This is a genomic window from Streptomyces sp. NPDC051677 (genome assembly GCF_044453465.1).
In the GTDB taxonomy this organism is placed as follows: Bacteria; Actinomycetota; Actinomycetes; order Streptomycetales; family Streptomycetaceae; genus Streptomyces.
Window position 1 is genome coordinate 1 of the sequence record NZ_JBITCT010000093.1, and the last position, 19,281, is coordinate 19,281.

General features: G+C 68.4%; 18 protein-coding genes and 6 pseudogenes. 23 read left to right on the plus strand and 1 reads right to left on the minus strand.

Features of this window, described 5'->3' with window-relative positions; genetic code table 11:
• Positions 1-570 precede the first annotated feature (570 nt).
• The 6 genes and pseudogenes from ACIBAF_RS47135 (at position 571) to ACIBAF_RS47160 (ending at position 8,437) form a co-directional block, all read left to right on the plus strand.
• Positions 571-1,665 (plus strand): tyrosine-type recombinase/integrase, encoded by a 1,095-nt coding sequence (locus ACIBAF_RS47135; protein WP_399472660.1) that lies wholly within the window; start codon positions 571-573, stop codon positions 1,663-1,665.
• 410 nt (positions 1,666-2,075) lie between these two features.
• Positions 2,076-3,647: pseudogene (locus tag ACIBAF_RS47140) on the plus strand (tyrosine-type recombinase/integrase); the annotation flags it as partial.
• Positions 3,648-4,119: 472 nt separating this feature from the next.
• Positions 4,120-4,200: pseudogene (locus ACIBAF_RS47145) on the plus strand (integrase); the annotation flags it as partial.
• Between the two features lie 264 nt (positions 4,201-4,464).
• Positions 4,465-5,166, plus strand: a complete 702-nt coding sequence (locus tag ACIBAF_RS47150; protein ID WP_243740592.1) for a site-specific integrase — start codon at positions 4,465-4,467, stop codon at positions 5,164-5,166.
• Entirely contained in the window at positions 5,163-7,622 is a 2,460-nt protein-coding gene (locus tag ACIBAF_RS47155; protein ID WP_399472662.1) for a tyrosine-type recombinase/integrase, read from the plus strand. Before ACIBAF_RS47150 ends, ACIBAF_RS47155 begins: the two co-directional genes overlap by 4 nt.
• Before the next feature lie 83 nt (positions 7,623-7,705).
• Complete coding sequence (locus ACIBAF_RS47160; protein WP_399472664.1) at positions 7,706-8,437, plus strand: dienelactone hydrolase family protein; 732 nt, start codon at positions 7,706-7,708, stop codon at positions 8,435-8,437.
• Between the two features lie 630 nt (positions 8,438-9,067).
• Here ACIBAF_RS47160 and ACIBAF_RS47165 read toward each other — a convergent pair.
• Positions 9,068-9,445 carry a hypothetical protein gene (locus ACIBAF_RS47165; RefSeq protein ID WP_399472666.1) on the minus strand — a complete coding sequence of 126 codons (378 nt, stop codon included), beginning with the start codon at positions 9,443-9,445 and terminating at the stop codon, positions 9,068-9,070.
• A gap of 252 nt (positions 9,446-9,697) precedes the next feature.
• Between ACIBAF_RS47165 and ACIBAF_RS47170 the strand changes: the two are divergent.
• From ACIBAF_RS47170 to ACIBAF_RS47250, 17 genes and pseudogenes are all read left to right on the plus strand, one after another.
• Positions 9,698-9,870, plus strand: a pseudogene (locus ACIBAF_RS47170) (transposase family protein); the annotation flags it as partial.
• A gap of 363 nt (positions 9,871-10,233) precedes the next feature.
• Entirely contained in the window at positions 10,234-10,746 is a 513-nt protein-coding gene (locus ACIBAF_RS47175; protein WP_399472669.1) for an AAA family ATPase, read from the plus strand.
• A gap of 52 nt (positions 10,747-10,798) precedes the next feature.
• Positions 10,799-11,128 (plus strand): annotated as a pseudogene (locus ACIBAF_RS47180) (hypothetical protein); the annotation flags it as partial.
• Positions 11,129-11,227: 99 nt separating this feature from the next.
• Positions 11,228-11,653, plus strand: coding sequence for a hypothetical protein (locus tag ACIBAF_RS47185; protein ID WP_399472672.1), 426 nt, complete (start codon positions 11,228-11,230; stop codon positions 11,651-11,653).
• Entirely contained in the window at positions 11,650-12,495 is an 846-nt protein-coding gene (locus ACIBAF_RS47190; protein ID WP_399472674.1) for a relaxase/mobilization nuclease, read from the plus strand. Before ACIBAF_RS47185 ends, ACIBAF_RS47190 begins: the two co-directional genes overlap by 4 nt.
• 13 nt (positions 12,496-12,508) lie before the next feature.
• Positions 12,509-13,204 carry a hypothetical protein gene (locus ACIBAF_RS47195; protein ID WP_399472676.1) on the plus strand — a complete coding sequence of 232 codons (696 nt, stop codon included), beginning with the start codon at positions 12,509-12,511 and terminating at the stop codon, positions 13,202-13,204.
• A 22-nt stretch (positions 13,205-13,226) separates the two neighbouring features.
• The gene (locus tag ACIBAF_RS47200) at positions 13,227-13,985 is read left to right on the plus strand and encodes a hypothetical protein (RefSeq protein ID WP_399472678.1); all 759 of its coding nucleotides are present in this window, start codon (positions 13,227-13,229) and stop codon (positions 13,983-13,985) included.
• Positions 13,982-14,629 carry a hypothetical protein gene (locus tag ACIBAF_RS47205; protein WP_399472680.1) on the plus strand — a complete coding sequence of 216 codons (648 nt, stop codon included), beginning with the start codon at positions 13,982-13,984 and terminating at the stop codon, positions 14,627-14,629. Before ACIBAF_RS47200 ends, ACIBAF_RS47205 begins: the two co-directional genes overlap by 4 nt.
• Positions 14,630-14,645: 16 nt before the next feature.
• Positions 14,646-15,122: a hypothetical protein gene (locus tag ACIBAF_RS47210; protein WP_399472682.1), complete on the plus strand. Its 477-nt coding sequence runs from the start codon at positions 14,646-14,648 to the stop codon at positions 15,120-15,122.
• 205 nt (positions 15,123-15,327) lie between these two features.
• Complete coding sequence (locus ACIBAF_RS47215) at positions 15,328-15,711, plus strand: hypothetical protein (protein WP_399472684.1); 384 nt, start codon at positions 15,328-15,330, stop codon at positions 15,709-15,711.
• Positions 15,708-16,511, plus strand: coding sequence for a DUF317 domain-containing protein (locus ACIBAF_RS47220; protein ID WP_399472686.1), 804 nt, complete (start codon positions 15,708-15,710; stop codon positions 16,509-16,511). The genes ACIBAF_RS47215 and ACIBAF_RS47220 overlap by 4 nt, the downstream gene beginning before the upstream one ends.
• Positions 16,512-16,538: 27 nt before the next feature.
• Complete coding sequence (locus tag ACIBAF_RS47225) at positions 16,539-16,895, plus strand: hypothetical protein (RefSeq protein WP_399472688.1); 357 nt, start codon at positions 16,539-16,541, stop codon at positions 16,893-16,895.
• Positions 16,886-17,707, plus strand: coding sequence for a DUF317 domain-containing protein (locus tag ACIBAF_RS47230; protein ID WP_399472690.1), 822 nt, complete (start codon positions 16,886-16,888; stop codon positions 17,705-17,707). The genes ACIBAF_RS47225 and ACIBAF_RS47230 overlap by 10 nt, the downstream gene beginning before the upstream one ends.
• A gap of 74 nt (positions 17,708-17,781) precedes the next feature.
• Positions 17,782-18,300: a hypothetical protein gene (locus tag ACIBAF_RS47235; protein ID WP_399472692.1), complete on the plus strand. Its 519-nt coding sequence runs from the start codon at positions 17,782-17,784 to the stop codon at positions 18,298-18,300.
• A gap of 134 nt (positions 18,301-18,434) precedes the next feature.
• Positions 18,435-18,563, plus strand: a pseudogene (locus tag ACIBAF_RS47240) (DUF317 domain-containing protein); the annotation flags it as partial.
• A 118-nt stretch (positions 18,564-18,681) separates the two neighbouring features.
• Positions 18,682-19,020, plus strand: a complete 339-nt coding sequence (locus ACIBAF_RS47245; protein WP_399472694.1) for a DUF317 domain-containing protein — start codon at positions 18,682-18,684, stop codon at positions 19,018-19,020.
• A 37-nt stretch (positions 19,021-19,057) separates the two neighbouring features.
• Positions 19,058-19,281, plus strand: a pseudogene (locus ACIBAF_RS47250) (hypothetical protein); the annotation flags it as partial.

The following is a 19,281-nucleotide window of genomic DNA, read 5'->3' on the forward strand; positions in this document are numbered from 1 at the left end:
GACAGCCGGGCCACCGGCCTGCCCACCACCCGCCCCGGAAACCGAAAAGGCCCGCCGACTCCGTCGACGGACCCTCACGAAAGATCGAGGTTAACCCCTGAACTGCCCGCCACGGCAAGGAGATCACCCAGAACATGGCTGTCCGTACGACCTGGAAAATTGTCCACAGCTGTGGACACGAAGTGACGCATAACCTGTCCGACCGACCTGCCGACCGGCGCGCGGGATTCGCCCGCTGGCTCGAAGGCCGCGACTGCTCCGACTGCTGGAAGGCCGCCCGCGACGCCGACACGGAATCGAAGGAGGACGTGTTGACCGAACTAAATCATGCGTATTCGCAGGTCAGAGCGCCTGTCTGCTAGCTTTCGCGCCGTGCCTGGCGAACGACGTCCCGGAAGGGACCTGAAGAACTTCGTCCTGCCTCAAGTGGGCCAATTATTGGAGACGGGAGACTGTTGGGAGCCCTACCAGATACTGGACCCGCACGGCAGGCCAATCGAGGCCGTTGCGGTGTACCTCAAAGACTTGGTGGCCGCGGACAACTCACCCCTGACCCCGCGCTCATACGGTATGGATCTGCTGCACTGGTGGCGGTACCTGTGGACATTCGAGATCGAGTGGGACCGTGCGATTCGGGAAGACGCCCGGGACTTCATGCTGTGGATGCGACTTGCAGACAAGCCGGTACGCATTCATTGGCGTCATCGAGACAAGGACCCGGCAGAGATCCCAGCCCCCTCCAGGACCGCCAGGACGGAACCCGGAACGCCGAATCCAGTAACCGGAAAGCCCTCCGTCGGCAAGAAGTACGCTCCCAGCACACGGGCACACTGCGAGACGGTGCTGCGCTCGTTCTACGAATTCCATTTGGAGCGCAACACCGGATCGCTGCTGGTCAACCCATTCCCTCTTGTCCGTAGCCGCCGTTCGGCTCGTGCTAATGCGCACCACACCCCTGAGAAGCCCTACAAAAACCAGCGCACCGGCCTCTATCGGCCCAAGGTTCCCAAGCGGATCCCGCGGCAGATCCCCGAGGAGAAGTACACCGAGGTCTTCGCGGGCCTCCGCTCGCATCGCGACCGAGCTCTCCTGGCGTTCTGGGTCGCGACAGGGGCCCGCGCGGAGGAACTGCTCACCTCCGCCCAGAGCGATGCCAACGTCGGCGAACAAACCATCGGTGTGATCCGTAAGGGCAGCCGTGCCTACCAGGAACTCCCCGCTACTCGCGACGCGTTCGTCTGGCTGCGCCTCTACCAGGAGGAAGCCTGGGAGAAAGGCGTCCCTCGGGGACGCAAGCGGCCGCTGTGGTGGACACTGCGCCGCCCTTGGCGGCCATTGCAGTACGACGCGGCCCGCATGATGTTCAACCGGGCCAACGAACTTCTGGGCACGAACTGGACCCTTCACGATCTGCGGCACACCGCAACGTTCCTGATGCTGGACGACCCGGACATGCCGCCCGTCTACGTCCAGCACATCCTGGGCCACAAGTACCTGTCGACCTTGGACATCTACAACCGCCCCACCAAAGACGACGTCATCACGGCTGGGCTCGCCCACCATGCCCGGCAGCAGCAGCTTCGGGAGAATCCACCGCTGGCACCTCCGGCACCTGCCTATAACCCTGACTCTCTCAACATCCTTTTCGGAAGGCCCTTTTCGTGACGAGCCGCCTTGCCGTGCCCTCTCGCCCAGCGCCGGTCACTCATCGGGGAGGGGAGGCTGCCGCCCTGCTTCGGGCGTTCCCGCCTCGTTCACGGGCAACCACGTGGCCACTGACTACAGCACCACGCGAGGCGGTCCTTGACCGCCTGATCAAACCGCCCCTTCGAAGGGAGAACGCAGGAGTTCAGAGCTCTCATATGGCCGGAGCCCGCCTGCTGCTGAGCTGGCTGGAGACAATCTCCGGCGAAACCTGGCAGAAACGATGGAACGCTGCTCCGGCCTCGGCTTCCTACGACAACTGGCAGCACGGCATCCTGGCCTGGGCGTCCACCCTCGGCAAGAGCCCCAGTCGTACTGCGCTCAAGTCTGGCCTGCTGGCCTTGATTTGCGCGGATGTCATCCGCCCCAGCATGGAATGGCTAGCCGGGAATTCATCGAGACACCTGCGGCCCGCCATCGCCGCTACCCGCGACCCCGGTGGATTCGCCCGCTTGGCAGAGGACGTCTCTGAGCACGACTGGGCCAACCGCAACAGCTCAGAAGCCTACAAGTTCATCGCCCAAATCGTCGCCGCTTACGGCGGCGGCGTCGACGACATTGTCGTAGGCGACCTACTGACTCACCCGAAGCTGGTCGCAGGGTCGAGCGGAAAGGCTGTGCGGCTCGCCTACACCTGGCTCCGCAACCGCGGTCAGTTTCCCTCGGACGCCCCCGTCACTCTCAACCACGTGGCTGTCCGCACGGGACAACTGCGACCAGCCGAGCTCATAGATCGCTACGAGCTGCGCTGCCAGCCCGTTCGTGATCTCTTGGTCGATTACCTCACCGAACGCCAGCCCACCCTCGATTACACCAGCCTCAGGACTCTCGCCCGCGAACTGGGTGGCCTCTTCTGGGCAGATCTCGAACATCACCATCCCGGCATCGACACCCTTCGACTACCGAAGGACGTGAGCGATGCCTGGAAAGCACGCATCGCCGTGAAGACCACACGCCGGCATCGCCCTGACGGCACCATCCAGACAACGATCGAACCCCGCGAGAGCGCACCAGCCGTCAAGATTTCGGTGCGCGCCTTCTATTTGGACCTCGCGGAGTGGGCCCTCGACGAGCCCGAACGATGGGGGCACTGGCCAGCACCATGCCCGATCAGCGAAGCGGAGTTGGCGAGCAAGAAACATGAGCAGCAGAAGAAATCCAGGTCGGACCAACGCACCCGTGAACGTCTGCCCGTATTGCCGGTTATTGTCCAAACGGCTGAGCGGCTCCTCAAAGAAGCCACTGCACGTCTCCGAACCATTGAATCCGCCCCGCTGGGCTCTACCGTGAAATTTCGGGGGGAGACCTTCACCCTCCCCAAGTATTCTAGCCGCGCCGACGGAAAGCCAGGACGCGTCCGAGACATCAACGGAACCAGCCGGGACGTCCGCGGCGAAGAAAAACGAGCGTTCTTCGCCTGGGCGACAATCGAAATCCTCCGCCATACAGGAATCCGGATTGAAGAGCTCCAAGAACTCAGCCATCACAGCATCATCCGCTACAAGCTCCCCAGCACCGGCGAGACGGTTCCCCTCCTCCAGATCGCGCCATCAAAAACCGACAAAGAGCGCCTGCTCCTCATCAACCCAGAACTTGCCGACGTCCTGAGCGCAGTCATCAGCCGCGTCCGCCAATCCGACGGGACCATTCCATCAATCCAAACATATGACGCTCATGAAAGGACTTGGAACGCCCCGATGCCCATCCTTTACCAGTGGGCTGTCAGTGGCGAACACAGAGCCATCTCATATGGCACCATCCGCAGATCCCTGGACGAGACTCTTGAAGCATCCGGGCTCACAGACAAAACCGGAAAGCTGCTGAATTTTCGGCCACATGACTTCCGAAGAATCTTCATCACCGACGCCATCATGAACGGCCTTCCGCCCCACATCGCCCAAGTTATCGCAGGCCATGACAGCCTCGCGAGCACGATGGGCTACGCCGCCATCTATCCTGCCGAAGCCATCGAGGCACACCGCGCTTTCATCGCTCGCCGCCGCCAGGCCCGGCCTGCCGAAGAGTACCGTACAGTCACACCAGAGGAATGGGATGAATTCCTCGGCCATTTCGAAAGAAGGAAACTCGCCCTCGGGGAGTGCGGGCGAGCCTACGGAACCAAGTGCAGTCACGAGCATGCCCCGTTGACTGAACGAACCACGTTGATTGTGCAGTTCAGGGCACGGGTGAGGTTGTCGCCCAGTACGGTCTGCGGTCGTGATGAACGATGGCGTGCCCGAGCGGGATCTGTCGAGGTTGGCCGTTCCTCGGTGGGGTCGGCTGGTGGAGACCGGCGACCGGTACGAGCCCTACCGGCTCGTCGACGCCGACGGCGCGGCCGTGGTCCCTGCCGCAATGTTCTTCCAGGAGCTGCTCGCAGCCGGGAAGACGGCGGCGACCGTCCGCTCCTATGGCATGGACCTGCTGCGGTGGTGGCGATTCCTGCACGCGGTCAAGGTGCCGTGGGATCAAGCGACACGCGTGGACGCTCGGGATTTCAGCTGTTGGATCCAGTTGGCGGTCAAGCCGCGAGCGACCGCAGCCAGGCGGCGGTCGGACCGTACAGTGGGCGCCCCGAACCCGGTGACCGGGAAAACGGGCCCTGGGCTCGGCTATGCCCCGTCGACCGTCGCCCACAGCGAGACGGTACTGCGCAGGTTCTACGACCTGCACCGTGATGCCGGATCCGGGCCGCTCCTCAACCCGTTCCCGCTGGACCTGGCTCGTCGTACCGGCCGCGCACACGCACACCACAACCCGATGGAAGCCTGGGCGCCAGAGCGGACCGGCCGTTACCGGCCCACGGTTCCGCGCCGGATTCCGCGCTCGATCCCGGACGAGTGGTTCAACACGTTGTTCGCGGCGCTGCGGTCGAACCGGGACCGGGCCATGATCGCACTTTGGATCTCCAGCGGAGTCCGGGCCTCAGAGTTGATCGGCGTCCGGCAGTGCGATGTCGACCCGGGGCAGCAGCTGATCAGCGTTGTGCGGAAGGGCTCCAGGGCCCGGCAGCAGGTGCCGGCCTCGGCAGATGCGTTCGTGTGGCTGCGGCTCTATCAGCAGGAGCTGCACGGGCTGGTGCCGCGGGGCCGGACGCAGCCAGTGTGGTGGACGCTGCGGCGTCCGTTTCAGCCGCTGACCTACCACGGCGCTCACCGCATGTTCGAGCGGGTGAACGCCACCTTCGGTGCGGACTGGACGCTTCACGACCTTCGTCACAGCGCCGCCGCCCGGATGGTGCGCGACCCGGCGCTGACGCTGACTGACGTGCAGTGGGTCCTCGGGCACGCGCATCTGACCACGACCGAGATCTACCTTGCGCCGCGCCAGGACGAGGTTGTGGCCGAGGTGCTGGCCCACCACGCCCGGCGGGCAGACCGGCTCGCCGAGCCGGTGCCGCCGCCTCCGGCACCCGGCTACGACCCGGAAGCCTTGGACGTCCTGTTCGGGCGGTCTTCATGACCAGCACCACGAAGCACTCGACGCGCCGCCAGCTGCAGACCGCGAATGCAACAGTTGAACAGGCCAGGGCGCAGAACAACGTACTGCGGGAACGCTTCCCGCCCCGCTCCGCGGAGGCGTGGTGGCCGGCGACAGAGCAGTCAGCGGATGAGGTGCTGCGTCGGCTGACGGCACCACCCTTCTTGGCTGCCGCGAACGCCACCCGGGCCGGGCGGCGGCGCGGGGTCGCCAAACTTCTGCGCTGGCTGTCCAGCCTCCCGGGGGATACTTGGCAGCAGCGGTGGAAGGCCGGCCGCGCTGAGGAGATCCCCGGCGCGGACTGGACGGATCTCCCGCTGCGCTTCTTGCGCCTGAGTGGGCTGTCGCCGTCGTATGAGCGCGTTGACCTGACCTCCGGGCTGCTGATGCTGGTCTGCGGCGATGTCATTCGTCCCGACCTGGCCTGGATGCTCACCCGCACGCACAAGCACCTGGCTCCGGTCATGGCCGAGGTCCGCGACCCCGAGGGGTTCGCAGGGCTGGCAGAGCTGGCCGAATCCGGGCCGGCCAGCGCCCGAGGCGAGGCCACCATCGCGGCGACCCGGATCGCCATGATTCTGGCCAGCAAGGGCGGGTCGATCGCGGACATCACCGTCGGCGACTGCGTGGAGCTGGTCGACACCTTGCGCCGGGTCCATGTCCGCGGGGGGCAGCGGAAAGTTGACTTCTACCTTCGACTGCGGGCCCTGGATGTCTTCCCTGAGGACGCCCCGGCCACGATCCGGGCCTTCGGGCTTGCCGCCGGCCGACTGAGCATCGAAGAACTCGTAGATCGCTATCCGATCCGGTGCCGCCCGGTCCGCAACCTGATCGTGGACTACCTGCGCGAACGGCAGCCGTCGTTGGACTACACCAGCCTGGACGCGGTGTCGCGGACCCTGGCCGGGCTGTTCTGGACCCGAATCGAAGCGCTCTCACCGGACATCGACTCCCTGCGGCTGCCACCGGCACTGGCCCGCGCCTGGAAGACAGACATCGCCACCAAGAAACGCACCACGATCGGTCCGGACGGCACCGCCGTCGAGGTCGCCAGCCCCAGGCTGAACGCCAAGGACGAACTCATCCGCGTCCGCGCCTTCTATCTGGACATCGCCCATTGGGCGGCGGAAGAACCGGCCCGCTGGGCGCCGTGGGTGGTGCCCTGCCCGATCAGCGACGACGAGATCAGCAAGGCCAAGGACCGCAAACACCGCAAGGCGCGGATGGACCAGCGCACCCGCGAACGGCTTCCCGTCCTGCCGGTGCTGGCCGACGCCGTCGACCGCAGGCGACGCGCCGCAGCCGAACTACTTGCCGCCGCCGAGCACACCCGTCCCGGGGACCTTATCCCCGACACCGCCGGAGCCTTGCGCAGAGCCGTCACGTCCAAGGCCGCTGGGCACATGACCTGGGCCGAGGAGACCTCGACCGGGCGGCGCCGGAACCTCACCTATGAGGAGACTGAAGCCTTCTGGGCCTTCGCCGCGATCGAGGTCCTACGCCTGACCGGCATTCGCAACGAGGAGCTCCTGGAGCTGACCCACCACAGCATCACCGAATACCGGCTCCCGAGCACCGGCGAAGTCGTGCCCCTGCTGCAGGTCGCCCCGTCCAAGACCGACAGCGAACGGCTTTTGCTGGTTAGCCCGGAACTGGCGGACGTCCTTTCCACCATCGTCCGCCGCCTGCGAGGAAGCAGCCGAGCGATCCCGCTGGTGACCTCCTACGATGTCCACGAGCGGGTCTGGAACCCGCCGATGCCACTGCTGTTCCAGCGCGATATCGGCACCGAGCACCGCGCTTTCACTCCGACCGCGCTCCGCAAGCTTCTGATCAACGCGCTGGCCGCCACGGGCCTGACCGATGCCGACGGAGAACCGCTCGTCTTCTCCCCGCACGACTTCCGCAGGATCTTCGTGACCGACGCCATCATGAACGGTCTGCCACCGCACATCGCCCAAGTGCTCTGCGGGCATCGGAGTCTTGATACGACGATGGGCTACAAGGCGATCTACCCGGCCGAGACCATCGAGGCCCACCGCGCCTTCATCGCCCGTCGCCGGGCCAGCCGGCCCAGCGAAGAGTATCGGACGCCGACCGAGGAGGAATGGGACGCTTTCCTCGCGCACTTCGAGAAGCGCAAGGTCTCCATCGGCACCTGCGGTCGCGCCTTTTCAAGCCCCTGTGTTCATGAACACGCTTGCGTTCGTTGCTCGCTTCTCCGGCCGGACCCGGCCCAGCGCGGCCGGTTGGAGGAGATCCGCGACAACCTCGTCGCCCGCATCGCCGAGGCCGAGCGCGAAGGCTGGCTCGGAGAGGTCGAGGGTCTCCAGGTCAGCCTGGCTGGCGCCGAGGAGAAGCTCAGCCAGCTCGATCGGGGCCACGGGCAGCATACGGCCGTGGACCTTGGCATACCCACCATGCGTGGTGATCGATGAATCCACGAAGATGGGCCGCCGCATGGCCCTCAACCGGCATCGAGAACGTGTTCAAAGAAGTGCCCCGAAAGGCTTGAAACTCTATGCGCTTCATCTCCAAAACGTCGTTGGGCGGCGTGACCGAGCAGCTCTTCATCCTCGATGAGATCCCCGGCGTGCTGTGGACGCCGGAAGACGCCCACGGCACCCGCCCCCTGATCCTGATGGGACACGGCGGCGGGCAACACAAGAAGGCCCCCGGCATTCTGGCCCGCGCGCATCGCTTCGCCGCCGAGGGCGGGTTCGCGGTCGCCGCGCTCGACGTGCCCAACCACGGCGAGCGCCCGACGGACGAGGAGTTCGACCGGATCGCGACCGAGTACCGGGCGCGTATGGCCGCCGGAGAGGATACGGCTGCGCTGGACACCGCCATGTACACGCTCGTGGCCGGGCAGACCGTCGCGGAATGGCAGGCGGCCTTGACCGCAGTCCAGCAACTCGACCATATCGGCGGCGGACCGGTGGGCTATTGGGGCGTGTCGCTGGGCTGCGCGCTCGGTATACCGTTCGTCGCCGCAGAACCTCGAGTCCGCGCCGCGGTGCTGGGCCTGCAAGGGGCGCCCTCGCTGGTCGGGACCGCCGCGCAGATCACCATGCCGGTGCAATTTCTGGTCCAGTGGGACGATGAGCAGATGCCCCGTGCACAGAGCCTGGCGTTGTTCGAGGCCATCGGTTCAGCCGAGAAGACACTGCACGCCAACCCCGGCAAGCACGGAGATCTGCCGCGGTTCGAGATGGACGACTCGCTGCGGTTCTTCACCCGACATCTGGGCTGATACGTCTGTAGTACACGTCGCCGACGAGCGCCTACGCGTGATCGTCACCAGGACGAACGTCGCCTGACACGGCACTAGCTAGTTCAGAGAAGCGTGCGTCCGCTGCCCCGTGCTTATTACCAGCCCTACCGAACGACCTCGACTGATTGAAATCCGGGACAACTTGCGAGACCGCATCTCCGAAGCAGAGCGTGAAGGGTGGCTGGGAGAAGCAGAGGGGCTACGGGTCAGTCTCACCGCAGCTGATGAGAAGATCACCCAACTGAACATTAGGGAAGAACGAAAAAAGTCTCCAATATTCCTTGGCGTCCCTTCGTTTGATCAGGTAGTCGGCCGCACAAGCGAAAGCCCAGGGTTTCACAGGGCCAGCGAGCCAGATGAGTCGACGAGATGAACTCAGAATCGATAGACGGCGAAACGCTGCGGCCTTGACCATCGACAGGCCAGGGCGCGTATCGGATCGTGTACGGCAGGCAGCACCGCCAGCCGACCAGTGACGGAGTCCGTTCCGCCCGCTGAAGCAGTGAGCCTTTTCCAACCTCACGTTGGGGGTGGATGATGGAGACGACTGCAGTGCTTGCTTGCGTATGGCTGTCCAACAGCGTCGTGATTTCGGCGCGGTGCCGGTGATCAGCTGCGGTCTTCGGCACTGCTGTCGGCGATCGCCCGGAACAGCTCGCGAGCTCGCTCGCAGAACTGCTCGACCTCCGTGATGTCTGGCTCGTCACCGTCCGCCAGCATCCGGGCCTGGAGCTGCTCGGAGCGCAGCCCGCCGTAGCGGGCCCGCACCTCCGCGGTCACCGGCTGGACCGCGATGTGCAGGTGCTTGCGCGCGTCGCGGCCGTGCGACCACATGCAGACGTAGGTCTGCTCGGGCCGGCACAACGTCTCCACGACACGAGCGGTATTGCGCAGCAAGGGGCCGAGTTCCGCTGCTGCCGTGTCGTCGAGCTCCGCGATGGCCACGACGTGCTCCCGCGGACCGACGATCAAGGTGCCGAGGTTCATCGGACCGACGACGTGGTTCACCACCCAAGCAGCGGTCTGGTGCAGGACACCCCCAGGCAACTGTCGGCGCCCGGTCAGAAGGTCACACCCAAGACACCCCGTCACATCCACGCGCACCAGCCTATACAGAGCCCGCAGCGATGTGGCGAGAGCCAACTCCGCTGTCGGGTAGGTCGGTTGGCCTGCGCACGTGAAGAAGCTCCTGGTAGACGGGTTCACGACCAAGATCGCCCGTGCCACCACGAGCTTGATGTGCTTGTCTATCCCTCTGCCCTCGACCTATCCACCGGCACCTGCGGTTCCTGGCCGCGCATCGGGCGGCGTGCGGGACTCGGTAGCGTCGGCTGTCCGCCGGTCGCCAGGCGCTGCTGGTACTGGCGCACCTGCGCCTGGGACACACCTACGCCCAGCTCGCGGCCGGGTTCGAGGGCGTGTGAGCGCTCCGTCCCTGGCAGGTCGCCTGCCGACTCCGCCGAGGCTGTCGGCTATGGTGAAGGCATGTGCTGCCCCATGACTACCCGGACCGCCGCTTAGCGGCGGTACCCGAGGTTGCTGTCACCGCGGCCTCAATGCTGCCCCTGCCGGGGCCAGTGCCAAGACGTACCGCCGGATCAGAGTCCTGCCGGCAGTCACTCCCTTAATTCTGTGCTGCCGGGCCATCCTGCCTGATCAGGGGAGTCATGTCTCAGTCGCAGCGTTTCGATTCACAGCACACAAACCCATTCCCATGCCCGGATGCCGCCAGGCCCGTCGTCACCCAGGACCCGCGTGTCGCCACCCTGCTCCTGATGGTCGGGCTCCCCGGAGCCGGGAAAACCACCCGGGCCAAAGAGCTCGCCGTAACGCACCGGGCGCTGCGGCTGACCCCAGATCACTGGATGATCCCGCTGTTCGGCGATTCGATGGCCTGCGGCAAGCGTTGGGTGCTCGAAGGGCGGCTCATCTCGGTCGCTCTGCAGACGCTGCGGCTGGGGACCAGCGTCGTGCTCGACTACGGGCTCTGGGGCCGCGATGAACGCTCGGCACTGCGCTGGCTGGCACGGTCGGCCGGGGCAGCATGCCAGGTGGTCTATGTGCCCGTGGACAAGGACGTCCAGCTCGCCCGCATCGCGCACCGCCAGGCGACGGCACCGCATCAGACGTTCCCGATGAGCGAGGCCGACGTAGACCAATGGCGGGAGCAGTTCCAGGTGCCTGACGCCGCCGAACTCGATGGCGGCGAGATTCCCAGCCCGCCGACGGGCTGGCCGGGCTGGCTGGAGTGGGCGGTAGACCACTGGCCCTCGTGCACCGACAGCTAGCTAGGTCGGCTCCAGCTCGTCCTTTCGGCACAGACCCAGTACTTGGTTCGGAGAAGCGTGGCTCGCCGCCAAGCGTGCCGAGGAGCAGCAGGCCGCCCGCGAGTGGGCCGAGCAGTTCGACATGCCGCAGTTGGAAGGCCCGGCCAAGGCCCTGGACTGGGGCGAGCGCTCCCGCCACCAGCTGATGACGGCCGCGCACACCGCGCTCGTCGTGGAGGGGAGTTGGGACGAGGCGGACTGGGCGGAGCTGGAGGAGAAGGCCCGCGCCATCACCGCCGCCGGATGGTGGATCGACCAGCGCGACGCCGAGGGCACTGACCTGCTCGAACTCCTCGACGCTGCAGGCGAGAACGACCGCGGTACGGAGAACCCGTTCCGCTGACGGCGGGGGAACATAGCCGGGAAACGCCGGTTAGCCAAACCGGCGTTCCTGCGGACCATTGTTCCTCCCACCCCGCCACCGATTGCGTGGAAGGAACCCATGTCCCAGCCCCCGCCCACGTCGGCCTTCGCGCCTACGCCCGACCCGCTCACCCCCGCCCGGGACATCACGCACCAGCACTTCCAGGCCGGTGACACCGTCGTCGTCCTGAAGGGGGTGGCCGGCGGGGAACTGTGGGGCGATGCGATGCGCGTCGTTGCCCCGTCCTGGCACACCCCGACCGACGAGGACGGGTGGCGGCTGCGTGATGCGACCGGCGGCGCCCAGTCCTACGTCACCGGCCACCCCCGCTACCTCGTACACCTCTCGCGCCGCTGCCCGGACTGCCTGATCTACCTGCGGGCCATGGAAGACGCCCTCCTGCCGCGGTACGCCGACCGCAACGAGCTGATCGACTGCGGCTGGTACACCACCACCGCCCTCAACCAGTTGGTGCACATCGCCGACGTCCGGGGCGGCCGGTGATTCCCCGCCTGCACGAGCGGACCCACACGCCGCACGGCCCGCTCGCCGAGGCGCTGGGGCGGCCGGTCTCGCCTCACGAGGGCCTGACGGAATACACGATCGTCGCCCACTGGCCCGGCCTGGATTACTTCACCCCGGACGACGAGCAGAGGATCTGGACGTCCGTCCAGTGGGCCGAGCACCTCGAAGACCCGGATCTGGAGTATCCGTTCGTTGCCAGCCCGGACGACGACCGGCGGGCGATCCTCCACCTTGACATCCGGCTTCACCCGGACGACCGGGAGCTGACCGGCCCCGAGTGGGCTGAAATCGCTCACCGGCTCGCGCGGGCCGCCGGCATCGAGATTCCCGGCAAGGAGCGCGGCTGCCGGTGGATTGCCGTTCAGGCGCAGCCCGGACGCCTCGATTTGATCGCCAATCTGATCAGCCTCGATGGCGCGTGGCACGCACCGCCTGCCGACATCCTGCGGCGCCTTGCGGACGAGGCGCGCCGCATCGAGCAGGACCTCCGCCTGATTCCCGTGCGCTCCGTCCCCACGGCGCGGCCCGCCCTCCGGCCGGCGCCCACGGCATCGGCCCAGCTCGCGAGCGTCCTCACGCAGCTCGCCGACGAGCACGTCGGTCCGCTGGCCACGGTCCGCGGACTCATCGAGCACACCGCGCACCGAATCGCACGCCAGCCCGGCGCCGCCGGCACCGACACGGCGCACCGCCTGGAGCTGATCGCCCGGCGCCTCCACGCCATCCAGCAGGACCTGGACACCACCGCGGCCCACCTGGTCCAGCCCCGGGTCGCCGCCGCACCACCCGCCGCCCGGTACACCGCCCACCGATCGCCGTAGGAGAAACGTCTCCTTGCCCCGTACCGACCGCTTCCTGGACATCCGCCGTGACCCGCACTCCGCCGAACTCCTCGCCCGCGGCGGCGACTGTGAGGCGCACAGCGTCCTGCAGCGCGCGGGCTTCATCGCCGTTGTCCGCATCCACGAGACCTACCACCGCGCCCCCACCGGCCTCACCGAGGACGGCGAGTCCGATCTCGCCATCGACGCCATCGCCCGCCTCCGGGCCGCCGGGTACCACGTCAACTGCGACGAGGACTTCGACACTGACTACCGGCCGGCCAGTTACCTCCCGCTGGGCTCCTCCGTAGCCCACATCGCCGAGCGCATACGCGAAGCCACCACCACGGAAGAGACGGCCGACGCCCTGACCGAGCTGACCGCAGCCCACGACGGCATCCTCGCCGCGCTGGAGGAAGTGCTCATCGCCACCGCCGACTTCCACGACGGGCTCGGCCAGGCGGCCGACCCCTACACAGCACGGCGGTTGCGCTACTTCGTCGGCGAGCACCTGCACGTCATCCGCACTGACCTCGCCCACACCCGCAACGCCCTCGCCGACCGGCACGCCCCACACCCGGGCCGCAGCACCTGCACCGGTCAGGTCCCCGCCACCGAACGCGAACGCTCCGCCGTGTGCGCCTGCCCGCACCCACCGCGCACGCTCCCGGCCCCGCCGCCCCCCGTGGCCGCCGGACTGCGCCGCTGACCCTACTTCGCCCAAGGACACCATGCACGACTACGACACCTCCGAGCGCCTCGCCTCATACGCCGACGTCCTCGCCGGCGAACTCCCCGACACCTGGACCAGCTCCCATCTTCCGCCGGACGCCAAGGACGACCTCGCCGAACTGGCCGACCGCATCTGGGACTTGGACCTGGTCGCCGCGTCCCTCGCCGAGCACCCGCTTCGGCACGCAGCCGTCCTGAGCCGCCCCGACGGTGCCCAGCTCGTCCTTCTGGACCGGCACGACGAACGCGACGGCTTCCTCCTCGCCGCCGTCGCCCCCCGCGCCCTGCCCGACGAGGCGTACCGCGGCGTCCCCGAGCCCAACGGCATCGCCCTGGCGGACGACCCGTTCCTGAGCGCGGAGCAGATAGCCGGCGACCTGCTCGCCCGCTACGACAGCGCCCTCGCCCAGGTCCGGCACAACGCCCTGGGCGGCATCCAGCCCTCCCAGCCGGACCGGGTCGTCCTGACCTGGCAGCCGGACGGCAGCGTCGCCACCGCCCCCGTCGACGACCGTGCCGGCGCGATCCTCGTCGCCCACGGCTTCGTCCAGGACCCGCAGAGCGGCATCTACCGCCTCAACAACGACGACACCAGAGCGCAGGCGCGCGCCCTGCGCGAGCTCGGCCCGCAACTCGACGCACTCGGCATCGGCACCGCCCTCCAGCACCCCGCAGGCCGAACCGCGCCCACCTCCGCCCCAGCCTCCATGCCGCCCTCCCCGGCCGGCAGTCGTGCGCCGGCCACCAGGACTCGATGAAGCAGACGGAGCCCGAGTTCTGGGTGCTGGAGTACATCACCATCACCAAGGACCCCCGCACCGGCCTGGTCGTCGCCATCGGCGGCACCGAGAAGGCGGCTTACATTCTCCAGCGAACCGGCGGCTTCCTCTCCGCTCCCGGACCGAGAGGGGACTACCACCGGCTTCCCCACGGCCTGCCCGTCGAGCACCAGCGCCTGAAGGCGACCGCTGCCTCACACGCCCTGCTCGCCGCCGGTCACAGCGTCCACCTCGACCCCGCCCTGAACGCGCTGGTCACACCGGACAGCGAACACAACGCGGCCCTGCGCTTCCTCACCCAGCTCGCCAAGCGGGCCTCTGCCGCCAAGACCAGCAGTGCGGTGGCCGAGGTGCTCACCGAGATCGCCGCCCCGGTCAATGGGCTGCTGCCCCTTACCAGGGAAGTGATCGTCCGGGCCTGGATCGCCGCCAGTGCCCTCCAGGGGGCCGCCCCCGGCGAGGAACCCGAACCCCTCGCACGACTCAGGGACACCGCGAACTCCATGAGCCAGACCGCGTGCGTGATCCTCCACGCCCGCAACCACGCCGCCCGGGCTCCTCAGCCGGCGGCCCTCACACCGCCGCCGAGCTCCGCCCAGCCCTCGGCCTCCCGCCGCCGTTGATCCCGGAGAGAAACACATGGCCAACCTGGCCGACGAGTACGGCACGGACGTCGAGATCTACATCAAGGCCCTGACGACCACCCTCCACGCCGACACCCCCACCGGCGTCCCCGCCCAGCTCCATGACCTGCTGGAACAGCTCGGCCTCGAACGCCACGAATACCCCACGGGCGCGCCGCTGTACATCTGGCACACGGTGCCCGAACACCTTGGTGCCGACGAGCAGAAACGCCTGGCGACCCGCGCCATCCCCGCCCTGCTCCTGGCCGGGTACGACGTCAACTGCACGCCCGACGTCTTCGAGGAAGCCACCTACCGGCAGGCCGTGCACGACATACGTACCCGCGCTGCCCGCCCTGCCGCACAGCACCCGGCACCGTCGGCTCCCCCTCGCGCCCCGCACCGTCCCGGCGCGCCCCGTAAAACCCCTGGGCGGCCCCGGCACCTCGCCGGGGCCACCCACCGCACCGCTCGATCCCGGAGAAACCCGTAGCAGCCCGCACACCCCCACCCATCAGCAACCGGCTCCAACCCCGACTCGCGACAGCCCTGTTCCGCCGCTACCTGCGCGCTTGCATCCCGACCGGCCCCGACCGCACCACCCTGCTGGCCGGCGCCCGCCCGGAGGCCGTCCTCGCCGAGACCCAGCGCGTCGGCCACCGCCACCACCACTGACCGCACCCCCGCCCCGGAGGAGCATGTCCCACCCCGCCCCCTACCCGGTGAGACTGGCCGACGAGATCACCCGCCAACTCGGCCAGCTCGCCGACCACCTCGCTCAACTTCCCCCTCCCCAGGCCGCGCAGGTCATCGCCCGCGTCCTCGACCCCGACACCGGAGTCCTCGGCGGCATCACCCACCTCGTCGCCACCGGCAGCGTGTTCGCCAAGGACCAGGCCGAACGAGGCGCACTCCCCGCAGAGGTGTGGCTCGCCCTGGGCCGCGCCTCGAACGAACTGCACGACATCACCCTCGACCTGGACGAACACAAGACCACCCTGCAGCACGTCGGCACCCAGCCCGCCACCACCGCGGCGAAGCCCCCGGCCCCCGCACCGCTCGTCGTCCGGCGGCACCGGTGAAGAAGAAGCACTGGCAGGGCTGGGGTCCAGGAGAGCAGGCCGAGCAGCACTACCTCGTCCAGCCCCGTGCCCTCGCCGGCGGCGGCGACGTCCGGCACGTCTCGGAGTTCCTGCGAGCCTCGGGCTGGCGGGACAAGTCCAAGACGAACGGCCCGCTACTCATGGAGAGCCCCGACCGCACCGTCCGTGTCGCCTACGACCCCTACATCCTGCCCGGCGGATGGACCATCCACGGCCAAGCGGACGGCCTGAACGGCGCATGGACGGCGAACCTGGGCCGGCAGACGCCGGTGGAGATCGTCGCCGGTATGACCGACGCCCTCACCCGACCCCGCTCCGCCCACGCCCCCAACGTCTGGGCGCCCCTGCAGGAGCAGAACTGGCACACGCGCTTGGAGGGCGAGCACTATACGGCGACCAGCCCCGACGGCACCGCGTGGATGCAGTACCACCACAGCCCCGACGGCACGGCGATGTGGTGGACCGGAGCGAAGGACCAGCAGGGAAACGGCTGGACGGCCAACTTCACGCCCAACACCCCGATGCACCTGGTACAAGCCCTCTCGGCCGAACTCGCCAATCCCGATCCCGTGATGCGTCCGCGCGGGCGCGTCCCGCACAGCGCACAGATCCGCACATGGTCGGTCTCCGTCAAGCCCTCCCAGCTCAGTGCGTGGCAACAGGCCCGGATCACGGCCGCCCGCGCCGCCACCTGGGCCCGCAGCAGCGCTCGAAGCACACGGCCACGCACCACCGCCCGTACTCATACCCCGGCCGGCGGCGCCCGGACCCGCCGCTGACCCGACGCACCCGTCCCAAGGAGCCCGATGCCCGCACTCACCCCGGACACCATCCACGCCGCGACCGAGACCCTGTCCGACCTCACCGACTACCTGCGCGAGAACCCTGACCCCGTCCAGGCCCTCGCCCTCGTCGAGCCCCTCCTCGATGAGTACGCGGGCCTGCCCGTCCAGCTCGCCGACATCCTGCGCGCCCTCGCCCGGACCCTGCAGGAACACCCGGACACGCCGCGCACCGCACAGGTCGGCCTTCTGATCACCGAGTTGCGCACGGCCGCATGGGAGCAATCCGACCAACACGCCCTCCACTACGTCCTGGACGACCTCCGCGACCTGTACGGCAGCACCGCCGCGAACGGGCAGGGGTACGGCCGGTGCCGCTGAGCGAACGGCAGCTCGCCGCGTTCGCCGACAAGCACGCCGGGCAGATCCCCTTCGACACCAGCCCCCGGCACCTCGCCGGCCCTGGGGATGCCCGGCACGTCACCCACGGCCTGGCCGTCGCCGGTTGGAGCGCCGTCTCCGACCCGTTGAGTGCCGAGATCGTGCTGCGCAGCCCCGACCTGCGCCACCGCCTCCAGTTCGACCCGCAGTCCACCACCTCCGCGTGGTGGCGGCTGCGGGCCGAGCCCACCGACACCGAGCCGGGCTGGTACGCCGAGTTCGGCGAACTCGTGCCCGCCGAGGTCCTCGCCGGGTTCACCGACGCCCTCATCGCCCCGCCGCCACAACAGCCAGACCCGTGGCGGCCGGTGACCTCGGCGGGGTGGCACCGCGACTCAGGCGGCACGGCATACTCGCCGGACTCCATGTGTCACATCGAACTGCGCCCGTTGAGCGAATTCAGCTCCCGGCCGTCCTGGCACGTCGAGACCCGCGAGCCCGGCCACGGAGACTTCCGCGGCCCGTGCATCTGGCACGCCTACTTCGACGAGCGCACCCCCGCCCACCTCGTCGGATCGTTCCTCACCGCGCTGGTCGACGCCAGCCCGCTCCAGCGCGGCATGTACGACCGCACCGGCCACTACAGCGCCGTGCAGGAGCCCAGCCCGCTGCGCCCGCAGCAGGTGGTCGACGCGCACACCGCGCGTATCGAGTCGCTCCGCGCCCGGGCACGCTCCGCCCGCCGACAGCTGACGAAACCCGCGACGCCCCCGGCGAAAGTCGGCCCAGCCCAGCCGGCCGCTCGCCGCTGAACCGACAGGACTCCTCCCCCATTTCCGCCGATCACCGCGCACACCGCGACTCCCTCCGTCACCTCGACCGCTACGTGAGCGACAGCAAGAAGATCCTCGACGCCTGGGACGCCTACTCCGACGAGCACACCGACCTCGACGGATGGCCCTACGACGACCACGCCTACGGCCTGCGCGCGAGCCAGCGCGACGCCGACACCGCCGAGGCGTTCGAATCGCTCCGCTACGGCGCCCGTCACCTGCTGGCCACAGCGGAGACGCAACTGGGCCGCCTGCCGGAAGGCACCGTGCAGAGCCGCTGGGTCTACCAATTGGGCGTCCTGCACGCCGCCCTCGACCGGCTCGAGCAACTGCACGAGCAGTGGCTGGAAACCCGAGACGCCCTTCCCGCCACCGCCAAGCCCGGCACCACGGCCTTCGACAACGCCCTCGCCGAGTACCACGCCGAATCGTGGAGCTACCTCGACGACTGGGCCACCCATGGCAAGACACTCCGCGAGATCAACGCCGCTGCCCGCAAAGCCCCCTCACCGCTGGCACCTGCACCATCGCCGGCTCCCACGGCCGACCGGCGAACCCCGGCACGGAAGTGACCATGCCCCCGGCTCCCGAGACCGTCGAGGTCGACTTCATCACCCCGCGCCGCCTGGCCGGTGGCGGTGACCCCGCCTGGATCACCATCCCCCTCCACCGCGCCTGCGGCTGGAGCCACGGCAACGACCCCCTCATGGCGCACGTCCTGCTCTCCAGCCCCGGCCAGAAAGCCCTCCTGCGCCTGGAGCCCGAACCCGACGGCCAATGGTGGACCCTTCACCACGCGGCGGAGCCGGACCGGCCCGCGTGGTACGCGAGCTTCGGCGCCCTCACCCCGGTCGAACTGATCGCCGCCGTTACCGACGCCCTCACCGATCCGGCCGCAACCGCGAGCACACCAACGGATCGGCTGGTCGCCCGCCTCCGCGGACTACGGCCTCGTGTCACCCGACGGCACCGCGTACGTCCAGCGGCTGGGCAGCGCGGAGGAACTCGGCCCGGACCGGCCGGTGTGGCAGGCCCGCTTCGGCGTGCACACTCCTGCGTACCTGGTCGCTGCGCTCGCCGATCCGAAGCCCGTACCGCGCATCGACAGCGGGCGCAGTCTCCCGACCCGCGACCGGAACGTCGCCACCTGTAGGACCACGGAAGTGCTCGCCGTGTACGTGGCCGGGATGCTGGAAGAACGCGTCCGCTCCCTCGCTGCCCGGCACGCCACCTCGCCGACGAATCCGATCCGCTCCCGACAGCCGCCGGCCAAGAACCACCCCAGCCGCTGATCCCTCCGCCCCGCCCCCGCCCGGAAGCACGTAGCCCTTGCCCCCTTCCTCCTCCACCAGCAACACGGACGGGTACGACCTCGTCCTGCGCCTCCTGATCGGCGTCCTCGCCGTCGTCGTCCCCCTCGCCCACCTCGCCTGGCTGTCCGGCAACGTCACCGCCTATCTCACCGGCGCCGACTGGGCCCCCTACCAGCCGACCAGCGCCCTGCTCCACCCCGATCAGCTGTGGCCCAAAGCGGGAGAGACGTCCCTGCTGAT